We start from the raw sequence: 24,934 nt of genomic DNA, 5'->3' as shown, positions 1-24,934 counted from the left end.
GTCACTTAAGCCTCAGGTAATCTATGGCAGTCCATGACAGATGACAAACGAGTTTTATTTGTCGGACTATGACTTATGGCACACTATGCCAGGAAGGTATCTAGGGAGTGACGCAAGTGGGTCTAAGGGAACGCAAGAAGGAGAAGACGCGCCTGGCGATCCTCGACGCCGCGCTCGACCTGTTCCTCGAACAAGGGTACGACTCGACCACCGTGGACCAGATAGCGGGGTCGGTCGAGATCTCCCCGCGGACGTTCTTCCGCTACTTCACCAGCAAGGACCATCTCGTGCTGTGGTACCACGACCAGGGCGAGGAGATCATGCAGGAGACTCTGCGGAGCCGCCCGGCCGATGAGCCCCCGTTCACCTCGATGATCCACGCGGTGCGCGCGGTCGCGCACGACATGGACGACTCAACACCCGAGGACACGGCGAGATTCCTGAAGTTGCGGCGGCTTCTTGACGAGAATCCGCGCCTGGTCGGCCTGTCCGTCGCCAGAGGCTCGGAGACGGAGCGGCGCCTGGCCGTCGAGATCGCGGCCCGCAGGGGCGTCGACGTTACGACCGATCAGCGTTCGCACCTTATCGTCGCGTTCGCGATGTCGATCCTCCGGGTCGGGTTCGAGTGCCCGCAGGCCGACTTGACGGACGTGCGGATCATCGTGGACCGCATGGAGGAGACCCTCGAACTCGCCCAGAACGCCTTCCGCCCCGGCTGGGACGTCTAGCTAGTTCAGTGTCGGGTCGTCCGGGCAGGTTGCCACGAAGGCCAGTTCGCCCGGCTGACGCCGCAGGACGTTGCGCCACAGGGAGCCGGGGTCGGTGTGGAAGGTGTCGCCTACCTCCGAGTCGACGACGTACCAGGCTCCTTCGGCGATCTCGCTCGCCAGCTGCCCGGACGTCCAGCCGGCGTAACCGGCGAAGATCCGCATCTGCGCGATCTCGCCCTGCAGGATCTCGGGCGGCGCGTCCAGGTCGACGGTGCCCAGGCGGGAGACGGCGGGCGTGCCCGCGTGCAGCCTGCGCCAGCCCAGCGGCTCCTCGCCGCTCGGCACCGCGGCCAGCGCCAGCGCGCTGTCGGTCTGCACCGGACCACCCTCGAACAGCACAGGTGGCCCGGTCACCAGCGGGTCCCACACCGGCAGCACCTGCGTCACCGAGATGTCGCTCGGCCTGTTCAGCACTACGCCGAGAGTGCCGCCGTCGAGGTCGTGTTCGAGGATCAGCACGACGCTACGACGGAAGTTGGGGTCGTCGAGAAGCGGCGTCGCCACCAGTAAACCGCCGACGTAGATCGCTTCCGCCATACCTCCATCATGAAGGGTCAACCCCACATCTCGCTCCCCCACCACCTGCATGTTACTTTCTGTAGTCATACGGGCACTATAGGTACCAAAGATCGCTATCCTGCGGGCTCGGGAGGAGCTAATGCGCATCGCGGACCGTCGCACGCTCGCCCTCCTGCCGCTCGGCGCGTGGCTGCTCCTCCCCGCGACGGTGGGGGCCTGGGCGAGATCGTCCGATCCCGGCGACCGTTTCACGATGTCCGCCGGGCGGACCGACTGCGGGAGCGGGCAGGCGCTGGTCACCTTGCGCAACCAGAGCCGCCAGCCGGCCCGCTTCGACCTCAAGGCCGACTCGGCCAGTGTCGCCACCGGATCCATCCCCGCCCGCGAGTCGGTGACCCGGAACGTCCACGTCCGCCGGGGCCACAGCATGAAGATCGAGGCGTTCTCGGTCACCGCCGACCACCCCGACACGCTGATCGACTCGACGCGGGTACGCAACACCTGCTCCGGACGCCAGGGTCGCCACCTCCCCCGCACGAGCCGTCATCTCCCCCGCACGAGCGGCCACCTCCCCCGCACCGGCCCGCCGACCGACCTGCTCGCCAAACTGGCCACCGCGGGTGGACTGCTCCTCACCGGCGCGGCCTTCTGGTGGTACAGCTCCATCTGGCCACGCGGGTCCTTCTGATCCCGCACGACCCAAGCCCGCACGACCCAAGCCCGCACGACCCGAGCCCGCAGAACCCGAGCCCGCAGAACCCGAGCCCGTACGACCCGTTCCCGTACGACCTAGTGGAAATCGGAAATCAAGCAGTTCAACCCAGGTCGCGATCGCGGAGGCGGATCAGGGCGGTGGCGGTGAGCAGCGCGGTCAGCGAGAGGATCAACGTCAGGGGCGCCACGGTGTACGGCTCGCCCGACACCGTGTTCGGCGTGTAGTGGAAGGGCTCGACGCGGCTCCAGCCCCACAGCCCGATCAGCGGTCCCCCCAGATCACCCACCACGATCACCACGGCCCAGACCCTCCACGACAGCGCCACCGACGCCCGCGGCAGCACCCCCACGGCGAAGGCGGCGAACGCCCCCACGAGCCAGGCGGCCGGCACGTGTTCGAGCGCGGCGAGCAGCATCCGGCCCACCGCCGGGTCGACCATGACCAGCGAATAGATCAGCCCCGTGACGAATCCGCCGAGCGCCAGCGTGCCGAGCGCTGCCACGGCTAGGTGCGCCGCCGCCCAGCGCAGCCGGCTCACCGCGGTCGACAGCAGGGCCTCGGCGTGGCCGGAGGCCTCCTCGTGGTGCAGCCGGAGCGTGGCGAGCACCGGGTAGAGCGCGACCGTGTACGCCAGCAGGAGCACGATGATCCACAGGTACGCGTCCACCGGATCCCCCGACGGGCCCCGTACCGCTTCAAGAAGACGTCGAGGACCCAGCCGGGCTGGTCGGCGAGGCGGGGCGCGACGCCGCTGAGGCCGGCGAAGAGCGTGGCCGCGGCCGCCAGCCCATGGCCCACGCGAGACGGCGGCGTGGCCCGCGTGGGGCCCGCCGCGTCCGCGCAGGGTTTTAGCCGGAGGCCTGGTCGAGCACCTTGGCGAGGTCGGCGATGGCGGTCCTGGCCGACTCGATGCGCCTGGTCTGCGCCTCGTCGGTCCAGCCGAGCCGCAGCCCTTCGGCGGCCACCTCGTCGAACGCGGTGAACGCGGCGAGCTTCCGCCGGATGACCTTGGACCAGGCGTCGTCCTCGATCTGGTAGTAGACGGTCCGCTCCCCTGGCCTGCGGAACCTGCGGATGAGTTTGATGGACGTCAGGAGCTGCATGTTCGTCGTGAGCGACGCGCGGCTCGCGCCGATGGCGTCGGCGATCTCGCCCGCGGTCTGCGCCGGCGGATCGCACGCCATGAGCCAGCCCAGGACGCGGCCGGTGATCGGGGCGAGGCCCCATTCCGCGGAGACGAACCCGGCCACCCGCTCGACCCATTCGAGCACCTGCTCGCGGTCGGGGCCGTCCTGCGTACTCATGCGGTCATCCTAACGTTCACCTTTTTGCCAGTTATTTCAGACTAGACTGAAACAACTGGCAACGGCAAGCCGGTGTTTACCCGTCGCATGATTTCTGGTCCTGGGCGCCACCGGCAGGACCGGGCGGCGCGTCGTCGGAGGCCGGGATGGAATGGACGATCCTGCAGCCGGGCGCCTTCCACAGCTCGCGCCTGATCCCGTACGGCGACGCGACCGGCAAGGCCGTCACCCAATGAAGGCCCCGTTGCGGGCCGCGACAAGAGCGCGCGTCGCCGCCCGCTCGGCCGTCGCCTTGTCCACCGGCTCCTTGGTGACCAGCAGGCGATAGTAGAGAGGGGCCGAGATCGCCCTGATGACCTCGTGGCCGTCGGTACCCTCCGGGAGTTCGCCGCGCTGGATCGCCAGGTCGATCGATTTGCCCCACTCCGCGATCCGGCGCTCGTAGAAGGTGCTCAGGGCGGCCGCCGCCTCCTTGTCGCAGGTGGCCGCCGCGATGACGGCCTGCAGCGTGGCGCCCAGGCGTTCGTCCGTGATGGCGGTCAGGACGCTCAGGGCGTTGGCGCGCAGGTCCTCCTCGATCGTGCCGGTGTCCGCGTGCGCGGCGGACTGGTCGGCCAGCTCCGTCATGAGGTCGGCCACCAAGCCCGCCGTACCGGCCCAGCGGCGGTAGACCGTGGTCTTCCCGACGCCTGCCCGGGCGGCCACCGCGTCCATGCTGAGGCCGTGGAAGCCGTGGAGCACCAGCTCATCCTGGGTGGCTTCCAGGACCGCCGCCCGGACCCGGGCCGTGCGGCCACCGGGACGCACCGTTCCAGCCAAACGGGAATCCTGTTCCATTAAGCCTCCTTAGCGTGCTAGCGTCATCCCATCTTAACGGAACTAGAGACCCATTAGGGGGATGACATGTCCGTGGCCTTGCAAGCCGTCCGGATGACGGGGCGGCAGCGGCTGGTCCTGGTGCTGTTGCTCGGCTCCCAGTTCATGCTCGCCGTCGACTTCTCCATCCTGAACGTCGCCCTGCCGGTGATCGGCGCCGGACTCGGGTTCGAGCTGGCCGACCTGCAGTGGGTGGCGACCGCGTTCGCGCTCGCGGCGGCCGGGTTCACGTTGCTGTTCGGCCGGATCGCGGACCTGTTCGGGCGACGCCGGTTGTTCCTGGGCGGGATGGCGCTGCTCGGGCTCTCCTCGCTGGCCGGCGGGCTGGCCACCTCACACGGCATGCTCCTGGTCGCCAGGGTGGCCCAGGGGCTGGCCACCGCCGCCGTCACCCCGGCCGCCCTGGCGCTGCTGACCACCTCGTTCCCCGAGGGGCCGCTGCGGGCGCGGGCGCTGGGGCTGAACGGGGCGCTCATGTCGGCCGGTTTCACCTCCGGCGCGATCCTGGGCGGGCTGCTGACCGACCTGCTGAGCTGGCGGTGGGCGTTCTTCGTGAACGTCCCGGTCGCGCTCGCCGTCCTGGCCGCCGCCCCGGCCCTGCCCGCCGAGAGCCGCCCCGCGGACCGGCCCAAGATGGACCTGCCGGGCGCGGTGACGGTGACCACGGGCCTGCTGGCCCTGGTGTACGGGCTCACCCGCGCGGGCGAACACGGCTTCGCCGACCCGGCCGGGATCGGCGGGCTGCTGGCTGGGGCGGGGCTGCTGGTCGCCTTCTGGTTCGTCGAACGGCGGGCGCAGGCACCGCTGGTGCCGGTGACGATCCTGGCCAGGGCCAGCGTGAAGTGGGGCAACCTCGCGGGGTTGGTCGCGTTCGCCACGGAAACCTCACTGGTCTTCCTCATGACCCTCTACCTGCAGAAGGTCCTCGGCTACTCGCCCCTGGCCACGGGACTGGCGTTCGGGGTGCTCGGGCTCGGCACGGTTCTCGGCGGGCTCGCGGCCCCGCGCGTGCTGTCCCGCCTCGGCAACCGCAGGACACTGGCGACCGGCTTCGCGGTGCAGGCCGCGGCGACGGCGGCGTTGGCCCTGCTCGGCCCGGAGGCAGGCTGGATCTGGCTGCTCCTGGTGGCCACCTTCGTCGGCGGCGTCGGCAACATGCTGGCGATCGTCGCCTTCATGGTGACCGCCACCTCTGGCCTGCCCGCCTCCGAACAGGGCCTGGCGACGGGCCTGGCCACCATGACGCAGCAGATCGGCATCACGATGGGCATCCCGATCATGAGCGCGATAGCGACGGCCGCCATGGGCACGATCCTGCAAGGAGTAACGACCGCGGTCCTGATCAACGCGGCCCTGGTCCTGGCCATGGCAGCCCACACCGCACTCAGAAGGGAAGACCCCCGGGCGGCCGCGCCCTCGATCGACGCTTCATGACCGCCCCTCGCCACACAAGAACGCAGCCAGCCGACCGCTGAACGTCTCCGACGAGGCGGGCGCCCAGCACCAGTTACCGACCCTGCGGGCGATAGCCACGGCCGACGCCCACCCGAGCCCTTCGGGCCGACGCCCACCCGCGCCCCCCGGTCGGACTACCGCATCATCCCGCCGGTCACGAAAGAGTCGCCACCGGCCCAGAAGGCGCCGTAACGGCGCCCCGCCACCCACCGGTCAGCGGCCGTCTTCCTGGAGGCCCTCAAGCACGGTCGGCGGGTGGCGGTGGGAGCGGCTGTGCCGTAAAAAGAGGCGATTGTCTGCTTCTAAAAAGCAATCAGGCTTCTGTAAAGCCTCTCGCACGGCCCCCCGCCGAGTCGCGGACGGCGGCGGCCACGGCCGTCGCCACGTCCGGGTGGAACACGCTGGGCACGATGTAGTTGGGCCCGAGCTCCTCCGGAGACACCACGGCCGCCAGCGCGTGCGCCGCCGCCAGCAGCATCTCCTGGCTCACCTCGGTCGCCTGGGCGTCGAGCAGGCCGCGGAACACGCCCGGGAACGCCAGCACGTTGTTGATCTGGTTGGGATAGTCGGAGCGGCCGGTCGCCACCACGGCCGCGTGCTCGCGGGCGTCGTCGGGCGACACCTCGGGCTCCGGATTGGCCAGGGCGAACACCACCGCGCCGTCGGCCATCGTGGCGATGTCGTCGCCGGTCAGGATGCCCGGCGCGGACACCCCGATGAACACGTCGGCGCCCTTGACCGCCCCGCGCAGGTCGCCCGAGTAGCCCTCGGCGTTGGTGTGGTCGGCGATCCAGTGGAGCGACTCGTCGAGGTCGTCGCGGCCCTTGTGCACGGCGCCGAGGTAGTCGCAGACAATGACGTTGCGCGCGCCCGCCGCGAGCAGCAGGCGCAGCACCGCGTTGCCCGCCGCGCCCGCGCCCGCCATGGCGATCTTGACACCCTCGATGGGCTTGCCCACCACGCGCAGCGCGTTGGTGAGCGCGGCCAGCACGCAGATGGCGGTGCCGTGCTGGTCGTCGTGGAAGACCGGGATGTCGAGCAGTTCGCGCAGCCGCCGCTCGACCTCGAAGCAGCGCGGCGCGCCGATGTCCTCGAGGTTGATGCCGCCGAAGCCCGGCGCGATGACCTGGACCGTACGGACGATCTCGTCGACGTCCTGCGTGTCGAGGCAGATCGGCCAGGCGTCGATGCCGGCGAAACGTTTGAACAGGGCCGCCTTGCCCTCCATGACCGGCAGCGCCGCCTCCGGGCCGATGTTGCCCAGGCCGAGCACGGCGGAGCCGTCGGTGACGACGGCGACCGTGTTGCGCTTGATGGTCAGGCGCCGCGCGTCCTCCTTGTTGCGCGCGATGGCCATCGACACACGCGCCACACCGGGGGTGTAGGCCATGGACAGCTCGTCGCGGTTGCGCAGCGGGACCTTCGACACCATCTCGATCTTGCCGCCGAGGTGCATGAGGAAGGTGCGGTCGGAGACCTTGTGGATGACCACGCCGTCGACGGATTCGAGCTGGTCGACGATCTCCTGCGCGTGGTCGGTGTCCCTGGCCGCGCAGGTGACGTCGATGCGCAGCTTCTCGTGACCCGCGTTGGTGACGTCGAGCGCGGTGACCACACCACCCGCCGACTCCACGGCGTGGGTGAGCTGGCTGACGGCCTTGCCGCCTGCGGGCACCTCAAGCCGCACGGTGATCGAGTACGAGACACTAGGGACGGTCGCCACGTCAATTGCTCCTTCGGGACTGACCAAGAAGTTATCCCATGGTAGGGCGGGTTCGGTCAGTCGAGTGCCTCGGCCGCCGTCGCGATCAAATCTACGCAGGTCGCTACAGGAATGCTCGTACTATCGATAACCAGGTGATACAGGGACGAATCAGACGGATCCGCCCGGTAGAAGTGGCGCACGTACGCCGTGCGCGCGCGGTCGTTGTCCTCGACGATCTTGCGCGCCTCGCGCTCGCTGAGCCCGCCCAGCGTGGCGGTCTGCCGCACCCGGCGTTTGAGCGGAGCGTCGAGCCTGACGTGCAGCGCGCCGGGATGGTCGGCCAGCACCAGGGCCCCCGCCCTGCCCAGGAAGACACCGCCCCGGTCCCGCGCAGTGTCCACGAGCAGGCGTTCGGTACGGCGGACGAACTCCTCCTGAGCGATCGGCATCGCGCCGGGGACGTACATGTCGACGCCGCCGAAGGTGACCGTCGGCAGCCGCATCGCGCCGGAGAGCAGCCGGCCGAGGCCGTGTTCGGCCCGGTCGTCGTGGGCCAGCGCCTCCTCCAGCGTGCAGCCGAGCTCCTCGGCGACGGCGCTGGGAATGGCCCGGTCGACGAAGGGCACACCCAGGCGTTCGGCCACGGCCGGACCTATGTGGCTACCGGCCGTGCCATATGTCGCCGAGATCGTGACGACCCGCATATGTCCAGGTTAGAACAACGCGCTGGACAAAGCTCTACGTGCCTTGGCCAAAGAAGGGTCTTCGGCGGGTAGCGCGTCGAACAGGCCGAGCAGGTGGCGCCGGGCCTTGTCCCGGTCGTCGCCCGAGGTGCGCTTGACCACGCCGATGATCCGGTCGAACGCCTCGTCGATCGCGCCCGACAGCATCTCCAGGTCGGCGGCGAGCAGCTGGGCGTCGATGTCGGCCGGGTCCTGCAGGCGACGCTGCACGTCGGCCGGGTCGACGTCGGCGGTCCGCTTGATCAGGCCGACCCCCGCCAGCCCCATCTTCGCGTCCTCGTTGCCCGGCGAACGGGCCAGCAGCCGCTGGTAGGCCGCCTCGGCGGCGTCGAGGTCGCCCTTGTCGACGGCCTCCTCGGCGGCCAGCACGTCGGGGTCGGCGGGCGGGCCGGCCGACTCGTCCTGCTGCTCTCCCACGTCTGCCGGGCGGGCGTCGGGGTTGGCCTGGTAGAACTGCTCGACGGCGCCCATCAGCTCGTCGAGCCAGCGGCGCACCTCCTGCTCGGGCAGCACCTGCTGGAAGCCGGTGACGGCCTGCCCCTGGAAGATGGCCAGCACGGTCGGCACCGCCTGCACCCGCAGCGCCTGCGCGATCTGCGGGCTGCCATCGACGTTGACCTTGGCCAGGATCGCCCGGCCGCCCATGTCGCCGACCACTTTCTCCAGCACCGGACTGAGCTGGGCGCTGCCGGGAGCACGTGGCGACCACAGGTCGAGGACGACCGGCACGCTCATCGAGCGGTCGATGACCTCGGTAGTGAACGTCTCCTCGGTCACGTCGATGATCGAACCCGGCGCGGCCGCCTGGGGACCCCCGGCCTCCCGCCGGGACTGTGCCTCGAGTGCCTGCTTACGCGCGCCCAGATCAACGGCTCCGTAGAGCGACCCAGGCCTAGAGAAGTCCGCCATGCTCCTCATCTTGCCGCATGGACGCGGCGGAGAAGTCACCCGCCGCCACCCTCAGCGTGCGCAACCGGTCAAAGAGCTGCCGCAGCTCGTCCTCGCCGTACATGGTCAGACCGAAGTCCGCCGCCATCAGATCGGCCGTGGCCCGTTGCACGACATCACGTCCGGCGTCGGTGATCTCGGCGAGCACCCCGCGGCCGTCCTGCGGATTGGGCATCCGGCAGACGAATCCCGACTTCTCCAGCCGGTCGATGGTGTTGGTCACACTCGTCGGATGCACCATGAGCCGCTCGCCGATCTTCCACAGCGGAAGGGCGCCGGCCTTGCTGAAGGTCAGCAGCACCAGGGCCTCGTACCTGGCGAAGGTCAGCCCGTACGGCTTGAGGAGCGAGTCGAGTTGCGACAGCAGGATCTGGTGGGCTCTCATGATCGAGGTGACGGCGGCCATGGCGGAGGAGGCCCCGAAGTGAGCGCGCCAGGTCTCCGCGGCGCGGTCGATGGGATCGAACGGCAGATTGAGCGGCTTGGGCTGCGACACAGCGCTACCGTAGCGCGCCGCTCGTCCTGATTAGTATGGTTACGGAGAGCGATCGGACTCACGGCTTGACCAAGAATCCGGACGTCAATCATCACGCTCCGTTATGGTTCTCGCATCGATGGTGACGCGGAAGCCAAGTTCACTCGCCGTGGGGACCGGCCCGAACTGAATCGCTTCCGCCGCGCCGACACGGGGCACGGGGGGTGCTTGGTGATCTTCAATGGAAAAACGGGTGCGTGAGCACGCGGGCGTTACACGTGAGGAGTTGAAGCAGAGCGCGGCCGTCACGGTTGCCGTGCTCCTTGCGCTCGGCTTGATCGCGGCGTGGAGCGTCCTGATTCCTGGTGTAGACGCGTGGGAAAATATCGTGGCCGCGGTCATCGGTTCGCTCCGGCTGACCGGGCCCGTGGCCGCCGCCTTCGCCGCGTGGGTGGCGATGCGCAAGCGCAGGGCGCTGCGCGGCCGCTCACTGACGACCTGGCGGGCGCTGAAGGCCCCGCTGGCGATCGTCGTGGTGGTGCTGGGCTCGTTCAGCGCGACCGTGCTGGTGCTGGCCATCAAGACGGTGCTCACCGAGCAGTCGGGGCGGCTGAGCCTGGCCGGGCTCGGCGTGGGCATGGCCGGGCTGGCCCTCTACTCGGTGATCGGGTGGATCACGGGCTGGCTGCTGCCCAGGGCCTACACGCCGCCACTGGCCGGGCTGGCCTGCTACGGGCTGTTCACCTGGCTGGCCGGCGGCCGGGGCTGGGCCGACAAGCTGGCGCCCGGCACGGGCGAGCCGTACGACCTGTTCCAGGGGCTCGGCGGCACGGCGTTCCTCGACCAGACGGTCTGGCTGCTGGGCATCACGGCGGCGCTGCTGCTCGGCTGGGCGGCGGTGGTGACCAGGCAGGCCCTGGTGCTGGCGTGCGCCCTGCTGGCCGTGCTCGCCGCGGGCACGGGGGTGGCCCGGCTGCTGGGCGCGACCAAGCCCGCCGCCGCCCAGGGGATCGCCTACAGCTGCCAGGACTGGCCGATCACGGTCTGCCTGCATCCGGGCATGCGCGCGGGCCTGACCGAGCTGGGCGCGGCCTTCACCAAGATCGCCTCGCGGCTGGCGGGCACGCCCGCCGGGTTCACCCGGGTCGAACAACGGCCGCTGGAAGAGCCACTGCAGCCGTCCGCCGGGCTCGCGCAGATCCACGTGCCCGACCTGTCGGCGGGCTTCGCCGACGAGGCCGTGTACGAGTACGTCGAGTCGCTGGCCGCCAAGTGCCCCGACACGCCCGCCGGCGGCTACCGCGAGATCGTGGTGGCCTGGCTGCGCGGTGAGCCGCTGCCGGGCGGGCCACTGCCGGAGCACCAGTACGCGGCGGCCTGGTTCTCCGGGCTGAGCGAGCATCAGCGGCGTGAGTGGCTGCGCATGTTCTTCAGCGACTTCCAGGCGTGCAAGCTGTCGAGTACGCACTTCGGCGGCGGCCCGGCGGGTGCCGCGGCGGCTCCGGTGGCGGCCTCGACGGGCTCGCCACAGGTCTATCCGGTCTATCCGAATCCCAGCGACGAAGAGCGCTCTGCCGACTGGGGATCGGAGATGTCACCTAAAAGCTGGCAATGATGATCGATCGTCGGGTAGTCAACCGGCATGACGACTTCCCAAACGGCGCCCCCTGCGGTCACCCCGCAGCGGCGCCGCCGGTGGCGATATCTGGCCGGGTTCCTGGTCGTGGTGGTTCTGCTCGTGGTCGGCGGCCGCCTGGCCTGGTCCTGGCTCAATCCGTTCGGCGAGCAGACCATCGACCGCAGCCAGCCGGTGCTCCTGCAGTCCATCAAGGACCTGAGCCGGTTCGAGGCGGCGACCGGCAACTTCCAGGTCGTGGTCGACCTGGAGAAGGACGCCCGCTTCCTGCCCGACGCCATCAAGGGCAGCCGGACGCTGTTCGTGGGAGCGGGCAACGTGGACGCCTATGTCGACTTCTCCGGCATGGCGGCCAACGGCGTGACGGTCTCCAAGGACCGTAAGGAGGCCACGATCCGCCTGCCCCGCGCGCAACTGGAGAAGCCGAACCTCGACAACCGGCGTTCCTACGTCTTCGCGCAGCAGCGCGGGCTGCTGGACCGCGTACAGGGCTTCCTGTCGTCGTCTCCGAATGACCAGCGGGAGCTGTACGTCCTGGCCGAGACCAAGATCGCCGAAGCCGCGGCGTCCAGCGACCTGCGGGCCCGCGCCGACACCAACACCAAGGCCATGCTCGAAGGGATGCTCAAGTCGCTCGGGTTCGCCAAGGTGACGGTGAAGTTCGCCGACCAGCCCTAAGTGCCTTAGGTCCTCCGACCGGCGCCCTAGGTATCTCCTCATGTCGGCCTACGACCACAGATAGGGCATCCGCCCGATGTGGCGGCAGGGGCCTTAGGAGCAACCTAGAAAGTGCCAGGGAAGAGGACCGAAAGAAACCGGGAGCATTCGGATGAACGCCGAACTCGAATACGTCGTCATGAAGAACCACGCGGACGAGCTGCGCGAGGCCGCGGCCGAGCACCGCCGGGTACGCGAGGCACTGAAGGGACAGAAGGCCGAGCGTCGTCACCGCTCGGTGTTCGCCAAGTTCCTCTCCTCATGACCACCGCCAAAAAGCCCGGCCGCAACCTCCCTCGCGGCCGGGCCTACCTACCTCCGTAGGCCGAAGGGGTGAGAGCCGAGCTCTCACCCCTTCCGTCTGTGCATAGAGTTACGCGGGTACGCGGATGATGAGCGCGTCGCCCTGACCGCCACCGCCGCACAGCCCGGCCGCGCCCAGGCCGCCACCCCGGCGCTTGAGCTCATGGGCCAGCGTGAGCACGATGCGCGCGCCCGAGGCGCCGATCGGGTGGCCGAGCGCGATGCCGCCGCCGTTGACGTTGACCCGGTCGAGGGACACGCCCAGCTCCTTGGCCGACTGGAGCACCACGCTGGCGAACGCCTCGTTGATCTCCACCAGGTCGAGGTCGCCGACGCTCAGGCCCTGCTTGGCCAGGGCCTGCTTGATGGCGTTGGCGGGCTGCGACTGCAGCGAGGTGTCGGGCCCCGCGACGTTGCCGTGCCTGCCGATCTCCGCCAGCCAGGGCAGCCCCAGCTCCTCGGCCTTGGCCTTGGACATCACGACCACGGCGCAGGCGCCGTCGGAGATCTGCGAGGCCGAACCGGCGGTGATCGTGCCGTCGGCGGCGAACGCCGGCCGCAGCCCGGCCAGCGTGTCCACGGTGGTGTCGCCGCGGATGCCCTCGTCCTCCTTGACGACCACCGGCTCGCCGCGCCGCTGCGGAAGCTCCACCGGCACGATCTCGTCCTCGAAGACGCCGTTCTTGGTGGCCGCGGCGGCCAGCTGGTGGGAGCGGGCGGAGAGCGCGTCCTGCTCCTCGCGGCCGATGCCGAGGCGGGCGTTGTAGCGCTCGGTGGACTCGCCCATCGCGCACTGGTCGAACGCGCAGAACAGCCCGTCATGCGCCATCGAGTCGAGCACTTCGGCGCCGCCGTACTTGACGCCCTTGCGCATGCCCGGCAGCAGGTGCGGCGCGTTCGTCATGGACTCCATGCCGCCCGCCACCACGATGTCGAACTCGCCCGCGCGGATGAGCTGGTCGGCCAGGGCGATGGCGTCGAGCCCCGACAGGCAGACCTTGTTGATGGTGAGCGAAGGGACGGTCATGGGGATGCCCGCTTTGACCGCGGCCTGGCGGGAGGGGATCTGCCCGGCGCCCGCCTGGAGCACCTGGCCCATGATCACGTATTCGACGTCCTCCGGCGACACGCCGGCGCGCTCCAGGGCGGCCTTGATGGCGATGCCCCCGAGCTCCACGGCGGGCAGCCCGGACAGAGCGCCCAGCAGTCTGCCGATCGGCGTACGAGCTCCGGCTACGATGACGGACCCAGACATGGCGACGGCCTCCTGTGCACGTGAGGGGTTCTTTGACACCATACCCACGAGTAGGTGCACGCTCGCTATGGAGGCAGGCCACACATGTTCATGCGGATCGACCACATCGGTATCGCCTGTCACGACCTTGACGCCAAGATCGCGCTATTCTCGGACACGTTCGAGCTGACCGTCGTGGCGCGCGAGGTGAATGAGGAGCAGGGGGTCCGGGAGGCCATGCTCCACATCGCCGACGGCGAGGGCGGGAGCTCCTACATTCAGTTGCTGGAGCCGTTGGCCCCCGACACGCCGGTGGGAAAGTTCCTGGCGAGACGGGGCGAGGGGGTGCATCACGTGGCGTTCGGCGTGCCGGACGTGGCCGAGGCGATGGATCGGTTGGCGGGCAAGGGTGTGCGGCTGCTCGATGAGCGCCCGCGACACGGCTCGATGGGGTCGGAGATCGCGTTTGTGCACCCCAAGGACGTGGGAGGAATGCTCACTGAGCTCGTACAGGCCACCGAGTCCCCAGCAAACCCCAAAACCGCTCGTATGTAACTAGTCACGCAGATAGTCGGACGGGGCTTCTCAGGCGGCACTGGCGGAGTACGCTGGCTTTCCACCGGACAAGGCGCCTGCCGCGAGGCACAGGCTCCTGGCTCGGCTGTCCCGAACCCCCCGTCCGGCCCGTGTAGCCGTCTCGACAACCCAGGATCGAGCCTCCATGCAGTCCGACATCGACGCCCAGCTCAACAATTTCTTCGAGGATGCCCCAGCACGCGAGTTCGACGTCGTGCTGCGTGGTTATGACCGCCACCAGGTCCACGATCATCTGAAGCAGCTCGACGGCGAGCTTCGCCAGTCCCGCGAGCAGGTGACGTCCCTGCAGCGCGATCTATCCGACTCCCAGCGCCAGTTGCAGGAGCAGGAGCGTCCGACCTACTCAGGTCTCGGCGCCCGCATCGAGCAGCTGCTGCGCCTGGCCGAAGAGCAGGCCACCGAGCTCGTCCAGGCCGCGCGGTCCGAGGCCAACGAGATCAAGGCCGCCGCCAAGGTCGAGGCCGCCGACGTACGGGCCGCCGCCGAGGCCGAGGCCGCCGACAAGCGGGCGCAGGCGACGCGTGAGAGCGACGAGATGCGCACCAGCGCCGAGCGCGACGCGGAGGAGACCCGCTCGACCGCTCGCCGCCTGGCCGACGAGCTGACCAACACCACCGAGCGCGAGGTCGCCAAACTGCGGGCCACCGCCGACCACGAGGTGGCGGAGAAGCGCGCCGACGCCGAGCGCGAGATCGCCAAGCTGCGCACGACGACCGAGCGCGAAGTGGCGCAGCTGCGGGCCTCGACCAAGCGCGAGCGCGACGAGGTGCTGACCACCGCGAAGCGGCAGGCCGACGAGATGCGGGCGCAGGCTCAGCGGGTGCTGGAGGAGTCCGAGGCCAAGCGGGCGCAGGACGAGGCGGAGTTCGAGATCCAGCTCGCGTCGCGGCGTGAGGAGGCCGAGCGCCAGGAGGCCGAGCGCCACGCCACCGCGCAGGCCAACACGCAGAAGCTGGTCGCCGAGGCCGAGCAGCGCGCGGCCACGGCCGAGTCGCGGGCCACGAAGGCCACCCAGCAGGCCGACCAGACCAGGCGCGAGGCCGACCTGCACGCCAAGCAGCTGGTCGCCAACGCCCGCAAGAGCTCCGAGACGATCGTCGCCGAGGCCAAGTCCAGCGCCGACACGATAGTGACCGAGGCGAAGAACGACGCCGAGCGCACGCGCACCGCGATGCAGCGCCAGGTCGACGAGCTCACCCGCCAGCGCGACAGCATCACCAGCCACCTGGCGCAGCTGCGTCAGCTGCTCGGTGGCGCCGCTCTGCCGGGCATGGAGCCCGAGCCCGCCGTCACGGCGGCTCCGCCGAAGCCGGCGATCGCGGCAGCGGCCCCCGCACCGGCCGGCGACAAGCCCGCACCGGCCCCCGCCAAGGCGGAGTCCAAGGGCGAGGACGACGCGGAGTGGTGGCAGGAGTAGCCGTCACATATCCGACTACACGGGGGTGGGCTGACGGCTGAAGAGAGCCTGGTGACCTTGGGGTCGCTAGGCTCTCTTTGTTATTCCGAACGGCATGTGTCGTGGTTTGTCGCAATTCCCAGGAGACCCCCGTGTCAGCAGAAGCCGAATCCCCTGCCGTGGCGGACGTCGCCAAGGCGCCGTCGTACGCGCTGCCGCTGTCCCGGGGACCGTTCACGTTCGGGCTGATCGGCGGGCTGGGCGTGCTGACCGCGATCGCGATCGCGCAGATGGTCGTCAGCTCGTTGAGCGTGATCGTCCTGATCGTGGTGGCGATGTTCCTGGCGGTCGGGCTGAACCCGGCCGTGGAGGCGTTGCAACGGCGCGGGCTGGCCAGGCGGGGGGCGATCTCGATCGTGTTCGCCGGGGTGATCGTGGCGTTCGCGCTGTTCGGGCTGGCCGTGGTGCCGCCGGTGAGCAAGCAGCTGGCCGAGTTCATCGCGGCCGTGCCCGGCTACGTGACCGAGCTCAGCAACCATCCGACGCTCCGGCAGCTCGACGCCGACTACCAGATCCTGCCGAAGCTGGCCACGTTCGTCACCAGCGAGCTGGGACCCTCGCTGGCCAGCGGGGTCGTGGGGGCTGGGCTGGTGGTGCTGGACGGCGTGTTCACCACCGTGACGCTGCTGGTGCTCATGCTCTACTTCCTCGGCTCCCTGCACACCATCAAGTCGTACATGCTCAAGCTGGTCCCGGCCTCCCGGCGGGAGCGGACCGGTGAGATCACCGAGCAGATTCTCGACGGCATCGGCGGCTATGTCGCCGGCAACGTCCTCATCTCGGTCATCGCGGGCGTGCTGACCTGGATCTTCCTGTCGATCGTGGGCGTGAAGTACGCGCTGGCGCTGGCGCTGGTGGTCGCGCTCACGGACCTGATCCCCCTCGTCGGCGCCACCATCGGAGCGGTGCTGGTGACGGGGGTCGGGCTGCTCCAGTCGCTGCCCGTGGGGATCGCGTGCGCGGTGTTCTTCGTGATCTACCAGCAGGTCGAGAACTACCTGATCTACCCGCGCGTCATGAAGCGCTCCGTGGACGTGGCGCCGGCGGTCACGGTGATCGCCGCGCTGTTCGGCGGCGCGCTGCTCGGCATCGTGGGCGCGCTGGTGGCCATCCCGGTCGCGGCCGCCATCGCGCTGATCATCCGCGAGTTCGTCCTCCCCCGCCAAGCCCGCGCCTGACCGCCTGTCGGCCCGCTGCGGGCCGACAGGCACGGCACGAGCCGACGGACGCGGCACGAAGCCCGACGGATGCGGCACAGAGCCGCCAGACGCCGCACGAGCCGTCAGACGCGGTGCGGGTCGTCAGACGCGGTGCGGCCGTCAGCGAGGTCGGGTGGCGCCGCCGAGTTCGGTGTCGAGGAACTTCGCCACGGCCGCGTTGAACGCCTCCGGCTGCTCGACCGCCGTCAGGTGCCCGGCCTTCGGGATGATCTCCAGCCGCCCGTCGGGTACGGCCCGCGCCATCGCCTCCGCGTCGGCCACGGTCGCCAGCTCGTCCTCCTCCCCCACCACGACCAGCAGCGGCACCTTGAGCGCGGCCAGCGTGTCGAAGGAGTCGGGCCGCCGGGCCATGGCCCGCTGCGCCCACGCCACCGCACCGGGTGGAGCCGACTGCACGAGCCCCTTGACCCGGCCGAACACCATGGCGCGGCGCTCCTTGGTGGTCGGCCCGATGAGCGCGGGCAGCACCTCGGACACCAGCACCGCGCTGCCGTCGGCCAGGACCGCCTGGGCGATACGCTCCCTGTTCGCACGCGCGGGCTCGGGATCCGGGCTCGCCTTCGTGTCGGCGAGTATCACGCCCAGCACCCGGTCGGGATGGCGACGGCAGAACGCCATCGTCACGTAGCCGCCCATGGACAGGCCGCCGATGACCGCCCGGTCGATTCCCTCCGCGTCGAGCAACCTGGCGACGTCGTCGGCCATGACCTCGACCGACGGCTCTTCCTCCCCCAGGCGCGACCCCCCGAAGCCGCGCAGGTCAGGCGTGATCACACGACATGACCTGGCCAATCCTTCGCGCTGTGCCAGCCACATGGCCGACGAGAGCGGAAAGGCGTGAAGCAGTACGACCGGGAGTCCCGTACCGGCTGATCTCGTGTAAAGCTGCACGGACGATACGGTAGACCTCTTCGCCTCGACAATCACTGCACGGCTTATGCCGATATTCGCCGCTGTGCTGACCGCTTTCTGTATCACCAGTCTTTTTTACGGCCGGCAGTGGCCGGCCCCACCCGCCATACGCGGCCGGACCCCCTCCAGGGAAACGCTCCTCCGGTTCCCCGGCTGCGCGCCGTGACGTGCGCGTTCTTGACCATCCCTGCCCTATCCGATGGCCGTGGCGCCCCCATCGATGAACAGCACCTGACCCGTCATATAGGCAGCAGCCGGACTGGCCAGAAAAACCGCCGGGTGCGCCATTTCCTGCACCGTCCCCCAACGACGCATCGGGACACTGGACACCGTCGCCTCGTTCGCCGCCACGTCTTCCCACAGGTTCCGGTTCAGGCCGGTAGCCGTCCACCCCGGGCACAGGGCGTTGACCCGCACCCCGGCCCGCGCCCATTCCACGGCCAGAGTCTTGGTCAGCGCCACGACGCCCGCCTTCGCCGCCGCATAGGAGGCGAGGAACGGCGCGCCCAGCGCCGCCACCGACGCCACGTTGATGACCGAGCCGGTGCCCCGGCCCAGCAGGTGGGGTGCCACCGCGTGACAGACCGCCATGGCCGAGTCGAGGTTGAGCCGGATGATCTTGTCCCAGCCGGACAGGCGCAGATCCTTGAACTCGACCAGGAAATTCGACCCGCCCGCGTTGTTGACGACGATGTCGAGGTGGCCGAGCCCGTCGATCGCCCCCGCCACGGCGCCCACGGCCGCGTCGCGGTCGGTGAGGTCGGCGGGCAGGACGACGGCGCGCCGGCCCAGCGCCTCAACCTCCTTGGCGACCTCGGCCAGAGCGTCGGCCGAGCGGGACACGAGCGCCACGTCGGCCCCCGCCTCGGCGTAGGCCAGCGCGATGGCCCGCCCGATCCCCTTCGACGCCCCGGTGACCAGGGCTTGCTTACCGGTGAGATCGAACGCGCCCATGGGAGCCTCCTCGCCTCGGAACCGAACAAGATTCTAGGGGCCAAGGGTCCGGGAACGCCACCGGCGCGGGGCTGCGAGAGCCCCGCGCCGGTCCATCATCGGCTGGCCAGGGTGCTAACCCAAGCCACCCAGGATGGTGTCGATCGTGTCGATGACGTTGTCCACGATCTTCTGGCTTCGGGCGCCCAGCTCGGCGATCGCGCCGGACCTCCTGGTCAACTCGATCTCCTCATTCCTCCAGAGCTGCTTCTCTCCCTGCCCGGCGCCGGCGCGCTGCGGGAGGTTCGTCGGCGGCCGACCTTCGGGGTACATCCTGCCGTTGCCGTAAACGGTGTAGGACTGGGTCGGCTGCGTGGTGCCGTCGTTGCGATAGACCTGGCTCGGTCTTGGCTGTGCCGGCTGCCGGCTCGCCCTGGGCGGCGACTGCCGCTGTACCGCCCGTTGGCTGGTCGGCCGGTGCGCCGGACGCTGCCGTGCCTGCTGGATCCCGCGCGGGAGCCGGCCGGCCCGGTGGTTTCGCGCCCTGGCCGCCGCCGCGGCCCGCCTCTTCGCCGCCGCTTCCGCGGCCTCCCTTCTGGCCTGCCGTTTCGCCGCCGCCGCGGCCCGTCGTCTCGCCGCCGCGGCAGCGGCCTTCTTGGCCTTCTCGGCCGCCTTCTTCCTTGCCGCCGCCAACGCCTTCTTCTTGGCCGCCGCCGCGGCCTTCTTCTTGGCCAGCTCCAGGGCCTTCTTCCTGGCCAGTGCCGCCGCCCTGCGTTTGGCCGCCGCGATGGCCGCGCGTCTGGCCGCCGCCCGTGCCGCCGCGAGTGCCGCCCGCCTGGCCGCCGCCTGGGCCAGCTTCCTGGCGATGATCCGGGCCGCGATCCTGGCCGCGATGCCGACGGCGATCCAGAACAGCTGCCCGTCGGGGTCGCTCATGGTGACGGGGCTGTTGTTGGCGTAGGCGTAGGCGTTGAGCTGCTGCGGGTCCTCCTCATCGATGATGGGGTCGACCGACAGGAAGCGGCCGTTCTTGGCGTCGTACTCGCGGGCGCCGAGGTGGACCAGCCCGGTCGTCGGGTCGTTGCCGCCGCCGACGAATCCGCGCTGTCCGGGCCACCAGGGTGGCGGCGACCCCCGGTCCTCGCCGAACGGCGTCATCCTCCTGATGGCCAGCTCACCGGTCCCGGCGTTGACCGCGGCCTGTCCGGTGCCCTGGTGGTCGTTGGCCAGGAAGTAGACCTGGTTGTCCGGTGTGCGGACCGCGATGGGCTGGTCGTTGATGGTGTAGTAGCGGGTCTGCTCGACCGCGTCCTTGGCGAAGTCGAAGCGCAGCTCCATGTCGTCGACGTACAGGGTGGCGTCGGTCGTGGTCTTGCGGAGCAGCCGCTCGCCGTCCGCGTCGTACACGAACGAGGTCGTCTTGCCCGCCTCCGTCACCGACTCCAGGTTGCCCTCGGCGTCCCAGACCAGGGATTGGTCGGAGTTGCCGACCTTGCGCCTGGTGGTGTTGCCCGCCTCGTCATAGGCGAACACGTCCGCCCCGACGCTCTGGAGCGCGTGCGGCTGCTTGCCGCCCGCCGCCGGGTAGGCGGAGGTGCGGACGGATTCGGCCGCGCCGCCCCAGGCGTGCTTGGTCTCCTTGGTCCGGTTGCCGGTGGCGTCGTAGGTGTAGCTGGTCGCGTAGGGGGCCACACCGCCGATCTTGTCCGACTGCGGGGTGCCGCTGGCGCAGTCGTCGGTGGCCGTCCACGCCGAGGTCATGCGGCGCAGATGGTCGTACTTGAAGCACTGCGTGTCCTGACCGCCCGCCCGCTCGGCGATCTTGGTGACGTTGCCCACGGCGTCGTAGGTGTAGTTGAGGTCGAGGTCGGTGGCGGCCGCGCTCTCCCTGTCCAGCCGCATCCTGGTCAGCCTGCGGGTGGCCTCGTCGTGGGTGTAGGTGAGCCAGGTCTTCTTCCCGCCGGTGCCCAGCTCGTACTGCAGGGTCTCGCCCAGCTTGGAGTAGCGGGTCGCGGTCACGTACGACGACAGGCCGGTGACCTTGGTCGGCTGGCTGAGCTCGTCGTAGGAGTAGACGACCGACTCCTCCGCCAGGCCGCCCGCTGCCGGGAAGCTGACGGACTGGACCTGGTCGTCGAGCGTGTAGCGGGTGTTGAGCTGGTACGAACCGGCCAGCTTGCCCTCCCGCTCGGGGACGGTGACGGTCTGGCGCAGCGAGCGGTAGCTCGTGTCGATGGCGTTGATCTCCGCCTTGTACGCCTGCCCGCCCGCGTAGCGGATGCTGGCGTTCAGGTGGCCCTTGGCCAGCGCGTCGTACTTCCACTCGGCCAGCAGCGGACCGGTCGCGGAGCCGTCACGCAGCTCCTTCTTACGGCCCAGCTCGTCGTAGCCGTACCAGAGGGTCTTGCCACGGGCGTCGGTCGTGGTGACCAGCTCGTCGGCGTCGTTGTAGGTCATCGAGGTGACGCCCTTGTCGGGGTCCTCGGTCTTGATCTCCCGTCCGCGCAGGTCGTAGTGGTGGCGCCACACGTTGCCCGCGGGGTCGGTCACGGTGGACAGCTGTCCCCCGGGGTCGTAGGTGTACTTGGTGGACTCGTACTCGCCGGTCGGGGTCGCGCCCTTGTACTGGCGCAGCTCGATGAGGCGGTCGTCGGCGTCGCCGATGCGGGTCGTCGCGGTGCCACCGGGCGGCGGCGTCACGTGGATCCGGTCGCCCTCCTGCGTGGCGCTGACCCGGTACTTCTCCACGCCCTTCGCCTTGAGGACCTGGGCGTTGACGTCGCCGGCCCCGTCGAAGGACGACACCACCTGGGTCGGCACGTCGGCGTCGGCCACCGCGAGCAGATCGGTGGACGGCGTTCCGGTGGCGAAGTAGCCGGTGTTGGACTTGGCCGCCTCGCCGAGCGAGTTGTAGACGGTGTCGGTGATCGTGCGCCCGTCACGCAGCGCGGGGTCCTGCGTCTGGTCGTCGCGGGGCGCGGGCTCCTGGGTCTGGCGCTCGCGCATCAGACCGTCGTACAGCTCGTGGCTGGTGGTGTAGCCGCCGTCCGCGCGCAGGGTCTTCGTGGTGACGACGCTGGGGCCGTCGTTGCGCATCAGGTAGGAGTACTCGGTGTTCGGCGTCTGCCCGGCCGACTTGCTCCGGTCGGGCTGCCAGACCTTGACCAGGCGGCCGAGCGCGTCGTGCTCCATGTCGACGCGCCGGTTGTTCGCGTCGATCTCGGCGACGGGCTCGCCCCAGGCCGGTTCGAGCAGGGTGCGGTCGACGTGGCCGAGCTGGTTGGTCTCCGTGATCTCCGTCGCGGGCGCGCCCGCGGTCGGGGTGTAGGTGGTCACGGACTTGGTGCCGACCGCGTCGGTCTCGCTGGTCTCGCGGCCGTAGGTGTCGTAGGTGTGGGTGCTGTCGGTGGTCGTCGTGCCGTCCCCGGTGGCGAGCTGGACGGCGGTCACGTCGCCCTTGCTCGGCGCCTGGCCGTACGCCTTGCCGTCGTACTGGACCCGCTGGTCGGAGATCACGTCACCGGCGGCCAGCGCGGACACTCCGGTGCCGCAGCCGGCGGCGACCTTCTGGATCCTGCTGGTGTAGTCGAGCATCCAGGCCGTGTCGTTGCGGGCGTAGGTGTAGCGGGTGCACTGGTCGTCGTCGGCGCTGGCCAGGTCCCCCTTCTCCTCCACCTGGGTCAGCAGGCCCTTGGCGTCGTACGCGCGCTCCTCGCCGGTACGCCGCCACTTGCCGCCGCTCAACGCGGTGCGGGTGACCATCGACTTGGGCTCGACCGCGTACGCGGTCTTGGTGACTCCGCCCTGCGTGGACTCGGCGGTCTTGAGTGACCACGGCTCCTCGGCGGTCGCGGTCAGGATGGCCCCGCCGTCGCCGTCGTAGAGGATCTCCTCCCGCTCGAACCCGGACAGCTGGTCGAGGTCGTCCAGCTTGCCGCCCTCGGTGTCCACGACCTGCGCGCTGCGCTTGGAGCCGTCGGCCTGACGGTCGCCGTCCATGCCGCGGAAGTACCTGAACTCCGTGAGCGTGCGCTTGGTGTCCTGGCCGTCGCCCTCGCGCACTCGTACCCGGCCGAACCCGCGCCAGTCCGACCAGGTGCGGTGCTCGGGCTTGACGAGGATGTTCTCGGCGTAGCGCCAGGCGCCGCCGTCCAGATACTCGTAGTCGGTGACCACGTTCGGCGAGCCCGCGACCCGGTCGGCCTCCACCGTCTGCGTCACCACGTACTTGTGGAACCAGTCGGTGACCTCGGCCTCGTTCGGCGGGGCCCAGCGCTGCGGGAAGCAGCGCCTGTTGTTCTTGTCGGCGGCCGGCAGGTCGCCCGGCTTGCAGTCGGCCGGGGCGTAGTTGACGCGCAGCTCGCCGCCGCTCTCGTTGTTCACGCCCTGGACGCGCCACTTGACCAGCGGGGCGCGGCCCTCGTTGGCGTCCACCCTGTTGGGCAGCTGGACACCGGTAAAGGTGATCTTCGGCAGCGTGATCGTGCCGCCCACGTGGCCGCTCTGCTGGATCGAGGCCAGCCACAGCGACGGGCTGAGGCCGTCACCGGTGGCGGGGAACTGGTGCGTCAGCGTCCAGGAGTCCACCGGACAGTACTGCGCGCCGCCGCACTTGGCGGTGTCGGTGTTGACCACCTGGGTGGTGACCTTGGACAGCCGCTTGCGCGTGAAGAACGTCGGCGACAGGCGGTCGGTGCACTTCACACCGGAGTCGCAGATCTGGTCGAAGGGGACATCCGGCCAGCTGCTCGCGGTCTCCTTCTTGAGCTGGTCGGCGGCGCAGGTGATCGTCCCGCTGGGCAGGCAGCGCTCGGCCACGTCGAAGACCACGCGGGCCGCGGGCGCCTTGGTGAACAGCTCGTTCTGCAGGTAGCCGTAGTCGATGCGGGTGAGGTAGCCGCTGCGCGCGTACAGGGTGCCCAGCTCGGGCTTCATGTTGCGGCCGTAGTAGTTGTTCTCCAGGGCGTACCAGTAGGTGGTGGCGTTGCCGTGGGTGTCCACCGCGTAGTCCAGGTTCCACCGGTAGGCCTGCTGGCACCAGGCGTTGGCCGGGGTGCTGTTGTAGCAAGGCTCGCCGCTGTTGTTGCCGAAGACCGGCACGGTCTGGACCGACTTCGTCTCCGGCTTGCCGGTGGCCCAGCCGGGCAGGCGGTTCAGGCCGAAGGTGAACTGGGTGCCGTCGGCGGTCGTGACGCGCCAGTACTCACCGTTGTTGTCGCCGTTCACGGCTCCGGTGAGGTATTCGATCCGGGTGCCGTCGTCGCGCTTGGGGCGCCACAGCTTGGTGGTGGCGTCCTTGACCAGCTCGACGGCCGAGTTCCCGAGGGAGAGCGTCGCGTTGTCCTGGTCCCAGCACAGGTCGCCGGTCTTCTTGCCGTCGATCATGCAGGACTTGTAGCGGCGTTCGACGTAGCCGCTGGGGTTCAGCTCGAAGCCCTCACCGGCCCAGGAGGGCTGGTTGTTGGTGGAGGCGGTACGGCCGTCCACGCTCTGGGAGGAGTAGTCGATCGACAGGTCCGGCTCATCACCGCCCAGCGCGGGGGGCGCGCGCAGCTCGTAACCCCAGCTGAAGTCACCCGACTGGGCGCCGACGCTCCACTGTGCCGAAGGGGCGAGTGAGGTGGCCGCGTGATCGCCGGACGAGCCCGAAGGGGCCGCCGTCAGCGCGTACATCGCCGGCATGTCCACGTCGGCGGTCAGCGTGCCCGCCTTGGTGTCGTTGTCGCCCGGCACCGGCTGCGGCTGCGGACAGCCGGTCGCGGTGGCGGTCAGTACGCACTCGTCCAGCCGTACGAGCCGCAGCCGGGCGCCGTAGTCGCCGCCGGAGGCGTAGCGGAAGCCCGAGTAGTCGATCGCCAGGCGGGTCTTCCCGCTCTTGGCCGCCAGTCCCTGACCCGGTGAGACCCGCAGGGCCAGGCCGAGCAGGCCGGCCCGCTGGGTCTGGGCGGGGTCCAGCAGCTCGACCCGGGCGGGGGTGGGAGAGGCCGCCGCCTTGGCGGTTTTCGTGCCCGCCTTCGGGGCGGCCAGGCGGATCGGGAAGGTGTCGGCGCCGAGCGTTCTGGCCTGCGCGTCGCCGGTCGTGGTCAGCTCGACCGTCTGCGCCTTCGGCCAGGTCGTGCCTGGTGGCGCCTTCCACGCCTGTTTCTGCGCCGGATCGGCCTGCGGCGGCAGCACCGGGACCTTCTTCCCGGTTACCGGCGTCTCTTTCTGCACGTTCGGCGCGGAACGGGTCGCGGCCTGGGCGGGCATCCCCGACACCAGTGTCGAGACCATGACCACGGTCAGTGTGGCCGCCAGCCGGCGGGGCCACGACGACCGTTTCGCGGGTGTCTGTAAACGATTCCAGTAGGCTTCCGGCAGGTCTAACTCGCTCGGTTGATCCATTTCGACCTCTCCCGGTCTATGGGGGGTTACTG

Annotated in this window: 21 protein-coding genes; 9 read left to right on the top strand and 12 right to left on the bottom strand. The window is 69.9% G+C overall.

Going from position 1 to position 24,934, the window contains the following annotated elements; all coding sequences use genetic code 11:
* Window positions 1-116: 116 nt before the first annotated feature.
* A complete protein-coding gene (locus ACIBO2_RS05440) occupies window positions 117-728 on the top strand; it encodes a TetR family transcriptional regulator (RefSeq protein WP_358537270.1) in 612 nt (203 codons plus the stop codon).
* Here the strand turns inward: ACIBO2_RS05440 and ACIBO2_RS05435 are convergent, their stop codons facing one another.
* On the bottom strand, window positions 729-1,307 hold the full coding sequence (locus ACIBO2_RS05435; protein WP_225290402.1) for a YqgE/AlgH family protein: 579 nt from the start codon (window positions 1,305-1,307) through the stop codon (window positions 729-731). It lies immediately after the preceding gene.
* Between the two features lie 121 nt (window positions 1,308-1,428).
* Here ACIBO2_RS05435 and ACIBO2_RS05430 point away from each other — a divergent pair, with 121 nt between their 5' ends.
* Window positions 1,429-1,977 (top strand): hypothetical protein, encoded by a 549-nt coding sequence (locus ACIBO2_RS05430; RefSeq protein ID WP_397295525.1) that lies wholly within the window; start codon window positions 1,429-1,431, stop codon window positions 1,975-1,977.
* 127 nt (window positions 1,978-2,104) lie between these two features.
* Here the strand turns inward: ACIBO2_RS05430 and ACIBO2_RS05425 are convergent, their stop codons facing one another.
* From ACIBO2_RS05425 to ACIBO2_RS05415, 3 genes are all read right to left on the bottom strand, one after another.
* A complete protein-coding gene (locus ACIBO2_RS05425) occupies window positions 2,105-2,671 on the bottom strand; it encodes a hypothetical protein (protein WP_358537266.1) in 567 nt (188 codons plus the stop codon).
* A gap of 181 nt (window positions 2,672-2,852) precedes the next feature.
* The gene (locus ACIBO2_RS05420; RefSeq protein ID WP_358537264.1) at window positions 2,853-3,308 is read right to left on the bottom strand and encodes a transcriptional regulator; all 456 of its coding nucleotides are present in this window, start codon (window positions 3,306-3,308) and stop codon (window positions 2,853-2,855) included.
* A 225-nt stretch (window positions 3,309-3,533) separates the two neighbouring features.
* A complete protein-coding gene (locus tag ACIBO2_RS05415) occupies window positions 3,534-4,145 on the bottom strand; it encodes a TetR/AcrR family transcriptional regulator (RefSeq protein WP_358537262.1) in 612 nt (203 codons plus the stop codon).
* A 66-nt stretch (window positions 4,146-4,211) separates the two neighbouring features.
* Here ACIBO2_RS05415 and ACIBO2_RS05410 point away from each other — a divergent pair, with 66 nt between their 5' ends.
* Window positions 4,212-5,618, top strand: coding sequence for an MFS transporter (locus ACIBO2_RS05410; RefSeq protein WP_397295522.1), 1,407 nt, complete (start codon window positions 4,212-4,214; stop codon window positions 5,616-5,618).
* Between the two features lie 334 nt (window positions 5,619-5,952).
* Here ACIBO2_RS05410 and ACIBO2_RS05405 read toward each other — a convergent pair whose 3' ends face one another.
* From ACIBO2_RS05405 to ACIBO2_RS05390, 4 genes are read right to left on the bottom strand one after another with little or no spacing between them, the layout of a single operon-like run.
* Window positions 5,953-7,362 carry an NAD-dependent malic enzyme gene (locus ACIBO2_RS05405; RefSeq protein WP_357942727.1) on the bottom strand — a complete coding sequence of 470 codons (1,410 nt, stop codon included), beginning with the start codon at window positions 7,360-7,362 and terminating at the stop codon, window positions 5,953-5,955.
* Between the two features lie 56 nt (window positions 7,363-7,418).
* The gene (locus ACIBO2_RS05400) at window positions 7,419-8,048 is read right to left on the bottom strand and encodes a cytidylate kinase-like family protein (RefSeq protein WP_358537258.1); all 630 of its coding nucleotides are present in this window, start codon (window positions 8,046-8,048) and stop codon (window positions 7,419-7,421) included.
* A 9-nt stretch (window positions 8,049-8,057) separates the two neighbouring features.
* Window positions 8,058-8,996 carry a tetratricopeptide repeat protein gene (locus ACIBO2_RS05395; RefSeq protein WP_397295519.1) on the bottom strand — a complete coding sequence of 313 codons (939 nt, stop codon included), beginning with the start codon at window positions 8,994-8,996 and terminating at the stop codon, window positions 8,058-8,060.
* Window positions 8,980-9,531, bottom strand: coding sequence for a MarR family transcriptional regulator (locus ACIBO2_RS05390; protein WP_358537253.1), 552 nt, complete (start codon window positions 9,529-9,531; stop codon window positions 8,980-8,982). Before ACIBO2_RS05390 ends, ACIBO2_RS05395 begins: the two co-directional genes overlap by 17 nt.
* Before the next feature lie 232 nt (window positions 9,532-9,763).
* Between ACIBO2_RS05390 and ACIBO2_RS05385 the strand changes: the two genes are divergently transcribed.
* The 3 genes from ACIBO2_RS05385 (at window position 9,764) to ACIBO2_RS05375 (ending at window position 12,128) form a co-directional block, all read left to right on the top strand.
* Window positions 9,764-11,125: a hypothetical protein gene (locus ACIBO2_RS05385; RefSeq protein ID WP_358537251.1), complete on the top strand. Its 1,362-nt coding sequence runs from the start codon at window positions 9,764-9,766 to the stop codon at window positions 11,123-11,125.
* A gap of 27 nt (window positions 11,126-11,152) precedes the next feature.
* Window positions 11,153-11,824, top strand: coding sequence for a DUF4230 domain-containing protein (locus ACIBO2_RS05380; protein WP_358537249.1), 672 nt, complete (start codon window positions 11,153-11,155; stop codon window positions 11,822-11,824).
* 151 nt (window positions 11,825-11,975) lie between these two features.
* Complete coding sequence (locus ACIBO2_RS05375; RefSeq protein ID WP_357646632.1) at window positions 11,976-12,128, top strand: hypothetical protein; 153 nt, start codon at window positions 11,976-11,978, stop codon at window positions 12,126-12,128.
* Window positions 12,129-12,236: 108 nt separating this feature from the next.
* On the opposite strand, the gene ACIBO2_RS05370 is transcribed toward ACIBO2_RS05375, so the two are convergent.
* Window positions 12,237-13,421 carry an acetyl-CoA C-acetyltransferase gene (locus ACIBO2_RS05370; protein ID WP_358537246.1) on the bottom strand — a complete coding sequence of 395 codons (1,185 nt, stop codon included), beginning with the start codon at window positions 13,419-13,421 and terminating at the stop codon, window positions 12,237-12,239.
* Window positions 13,422-13,505: 84 nt separating this feature from the next.
* Between ACIBO2_RS05370 and mce the strand changes: the two genes are divergently transcribed.
* From mce to ACIBO2_RS05355, 3 genes are all read left to right on the top strand, one after another.
* Complete coding sequence (gene mce / locus ACIBO2_RS05365; protein ID WP_358537244.1) at window positions 13,506-13,955, top strand: methylmalonyl-CoA epimerase; 450 nt, start codon at window positions 13,506-13,508, stop codon at window positions 13,953-13,955.
* A 166-nt stretch (window positions 13,956-14,121) separates the two neighbouring features.
* A complete protein-coding gene (locus ACIBO2_RS05360) occupies window positions 14,122-15,414 on the top strand; it encodes a DivIVA domain-containing protein (protein WP_358537241.1) in 1,293 nt (430 codons plus the stop codon).
* A 131-nt stretch (window positions 15,415-15,545) separates the two neighbouring features.
* Window positions 15,546-16,631 carry an AI-2E family transporter gene (locus ACIBO2_RS05355; RefSeq protein ID WP_358537239.1) on the top strand — a complete coding sequence of 362 codons (1,086 nt, stop codon included), beginning with the start codon at window positions 15,546-15,548 and terminating at the stop codon, window positions 16,629-16,631.
* A 141-nt stretch (window positions 16,632-16,772) separates the two neighbouring features.
* Here the strand turns inward: ACIBO2_RS05355 and ACIBO2_RS05350 are convergent, their stop codons facing one another.
* The 3 genes from ACIBO2_RS05350 to ACIBO2_RS05340 form a co-directional block, all read right to left on the bottom strand.
* On the bottom strand, window positions 16,773-17,564 hold the full coding sequence (locus ACIBO2_RS05350) for an alpha/beta fold hydrolase (protein WP_358537237.1): 792 nt from the start codon (window positions 17,562-17,564) through the stop codon (window positions 16,773-16,775).
* A gap of 213 nt (window positions 17,565-17,777) precedes the next feature.
* The gene (locus tag ACIBO2_RS05345; protein WP_397295512.1) at window positions 17,778-18,539 is read right to left on the bottom strand and encodes an SDR family NAD(P)-dependent oxidoreductase; all 762 of its coding nucleotides are present in this window, start codon (window positions 18,537-18,539) and stop codon (window positions 17,778-17,780) included.
* 114 nt (window positions 18,540-18,653) lie between these two features.
* Window positions 18,654-24,791 carry an RHS repeat-associated core domain-containing protein gene (locus ACIBO2_RS05340; protein ID WP_358537231.1) on the bottom strand — a complete coding sequence of 2,046 codons (6,138 nt, stop codon included), beginning with the start codon at window positions 24,789-24,791 and terminating at the stop codon, window positions 18,654-18,656.
* Window positions 24,792-24,934: the final 143 nt, after the last annotated feature.

Source organism: Nonomuraea sp. NPDC050022, assembly GCF_044460705.1.
In the GTDB taxonomy this organism is placed as follows: Bacteria; Actinomycetota; Actinomycetes; order Streptosporangiales; family Streptosporangiaceae; genus Nonomuraea.
This window is presented reverse-complemented; position numbering and strand designations above follow the sequence as displayed.

Bases quoted from the DNA above. Each gene is read 5' to 3' on its own strand.
- ACIBO2_RS05435 (WP_225290402.1), bottom strand. From the start codon at position 1,307: ATGGCGGAAGCGATCTACGTCGGCGGTTTACTGGTGGCGACGCCGCTT.
- ACIBO2_RS05430 (WP_397295525.1), top strand. From the start codon at position 1,429: ATGCGCATCGCGGACCGTCGCACGCTCGCCCTCCTGCCGCTCGGCGCG.
- ACIBO2_RS05420 (WP_358537264.1), bottom strand. From the start codon at position 3,308: ATGAGTACGCAGGACGGCCCCGACCGCGAGCAGGTGCTCGAATGGGTC.
- ACIBO2_RS05415 (WP_358537262.1), bottom strand. From the start codon at position 4,145: ATGGAACAGGATTCCCGTTTGGCTGGAACGGTGCGTCCCGGTGGCCGC.
- ACIBO2_RS05410 (WP_397295522.1), top strand. From the start codon at position 4,212: ATGTCCGTGGCCTTGCAAGCCGTCCGGATGACGGGGCGGCAGCGGCTG.
- ACIBO2_RS05400 (WP_358537258.1), bottom strand. From the start codon at position 8,048: ATGCGGGTCGTCACGATCTCGGCGACATATGGCACGGCCGGTAGCCAC.
- ACIBO2_RS05395 (WP_397295519.1), bottom strand. From the start codon at position 8,996: ATGGCGGACTTCTCTAGGCCTGGGTCGCTCTACGGAGCCGTTGATCTG.
- ACIBO2_RS05380 (WP_358537249.1), top strand. From the start codon at position 11,153: ATGACGACTTCCCAAACGGCGCCCCCTGCGGTCACCCCGCAGCGGCGC.
- ACIBO2_RS05375 (WP_357646632.1), top strand. From the start codon at position 11,976: ATGAACGCCGAACTCGAATACGTCGTCATGAAGAACCACGCGGACGAG.
- ACIBO2_RS05370 (WP_358537246.1), bottom strand. From the start codon at position 13,421: ATGTCTGGGTCCGTCATCGTAGCCGGAGCTCGTACGCCGATCGGCAGA.
- mce (WP_358537244.1), top strand. From the start codon at position 13,506: ATGTTCATGCGGATCGACCACATCGGTATCGCCTGTCACGACCTTGAC.
- ACIBO2_RS05360 (WP_358537241.1), top strand. From the start codon at position 14,122: ATGCAGTCCGACATCGACGCCCAGCTCAACAATTTCTTCGAGGATGCC.
- ACIBO2_RS05345 (WP_397295512.1), bottom strand. From the start codon at position 18,539: ATGGGCGCGTTCGATCTCACCGGTAAGCAAGCCCTGGTCACCGGGGCG.
- ACIBO2_RS05340 (WP_358537231.1), bottom strand. From the start codon at position 24,791: ATGGTCTCGACACTGGTGTCGGGGATGCCCGCCCAGGCCGCGACCCGT.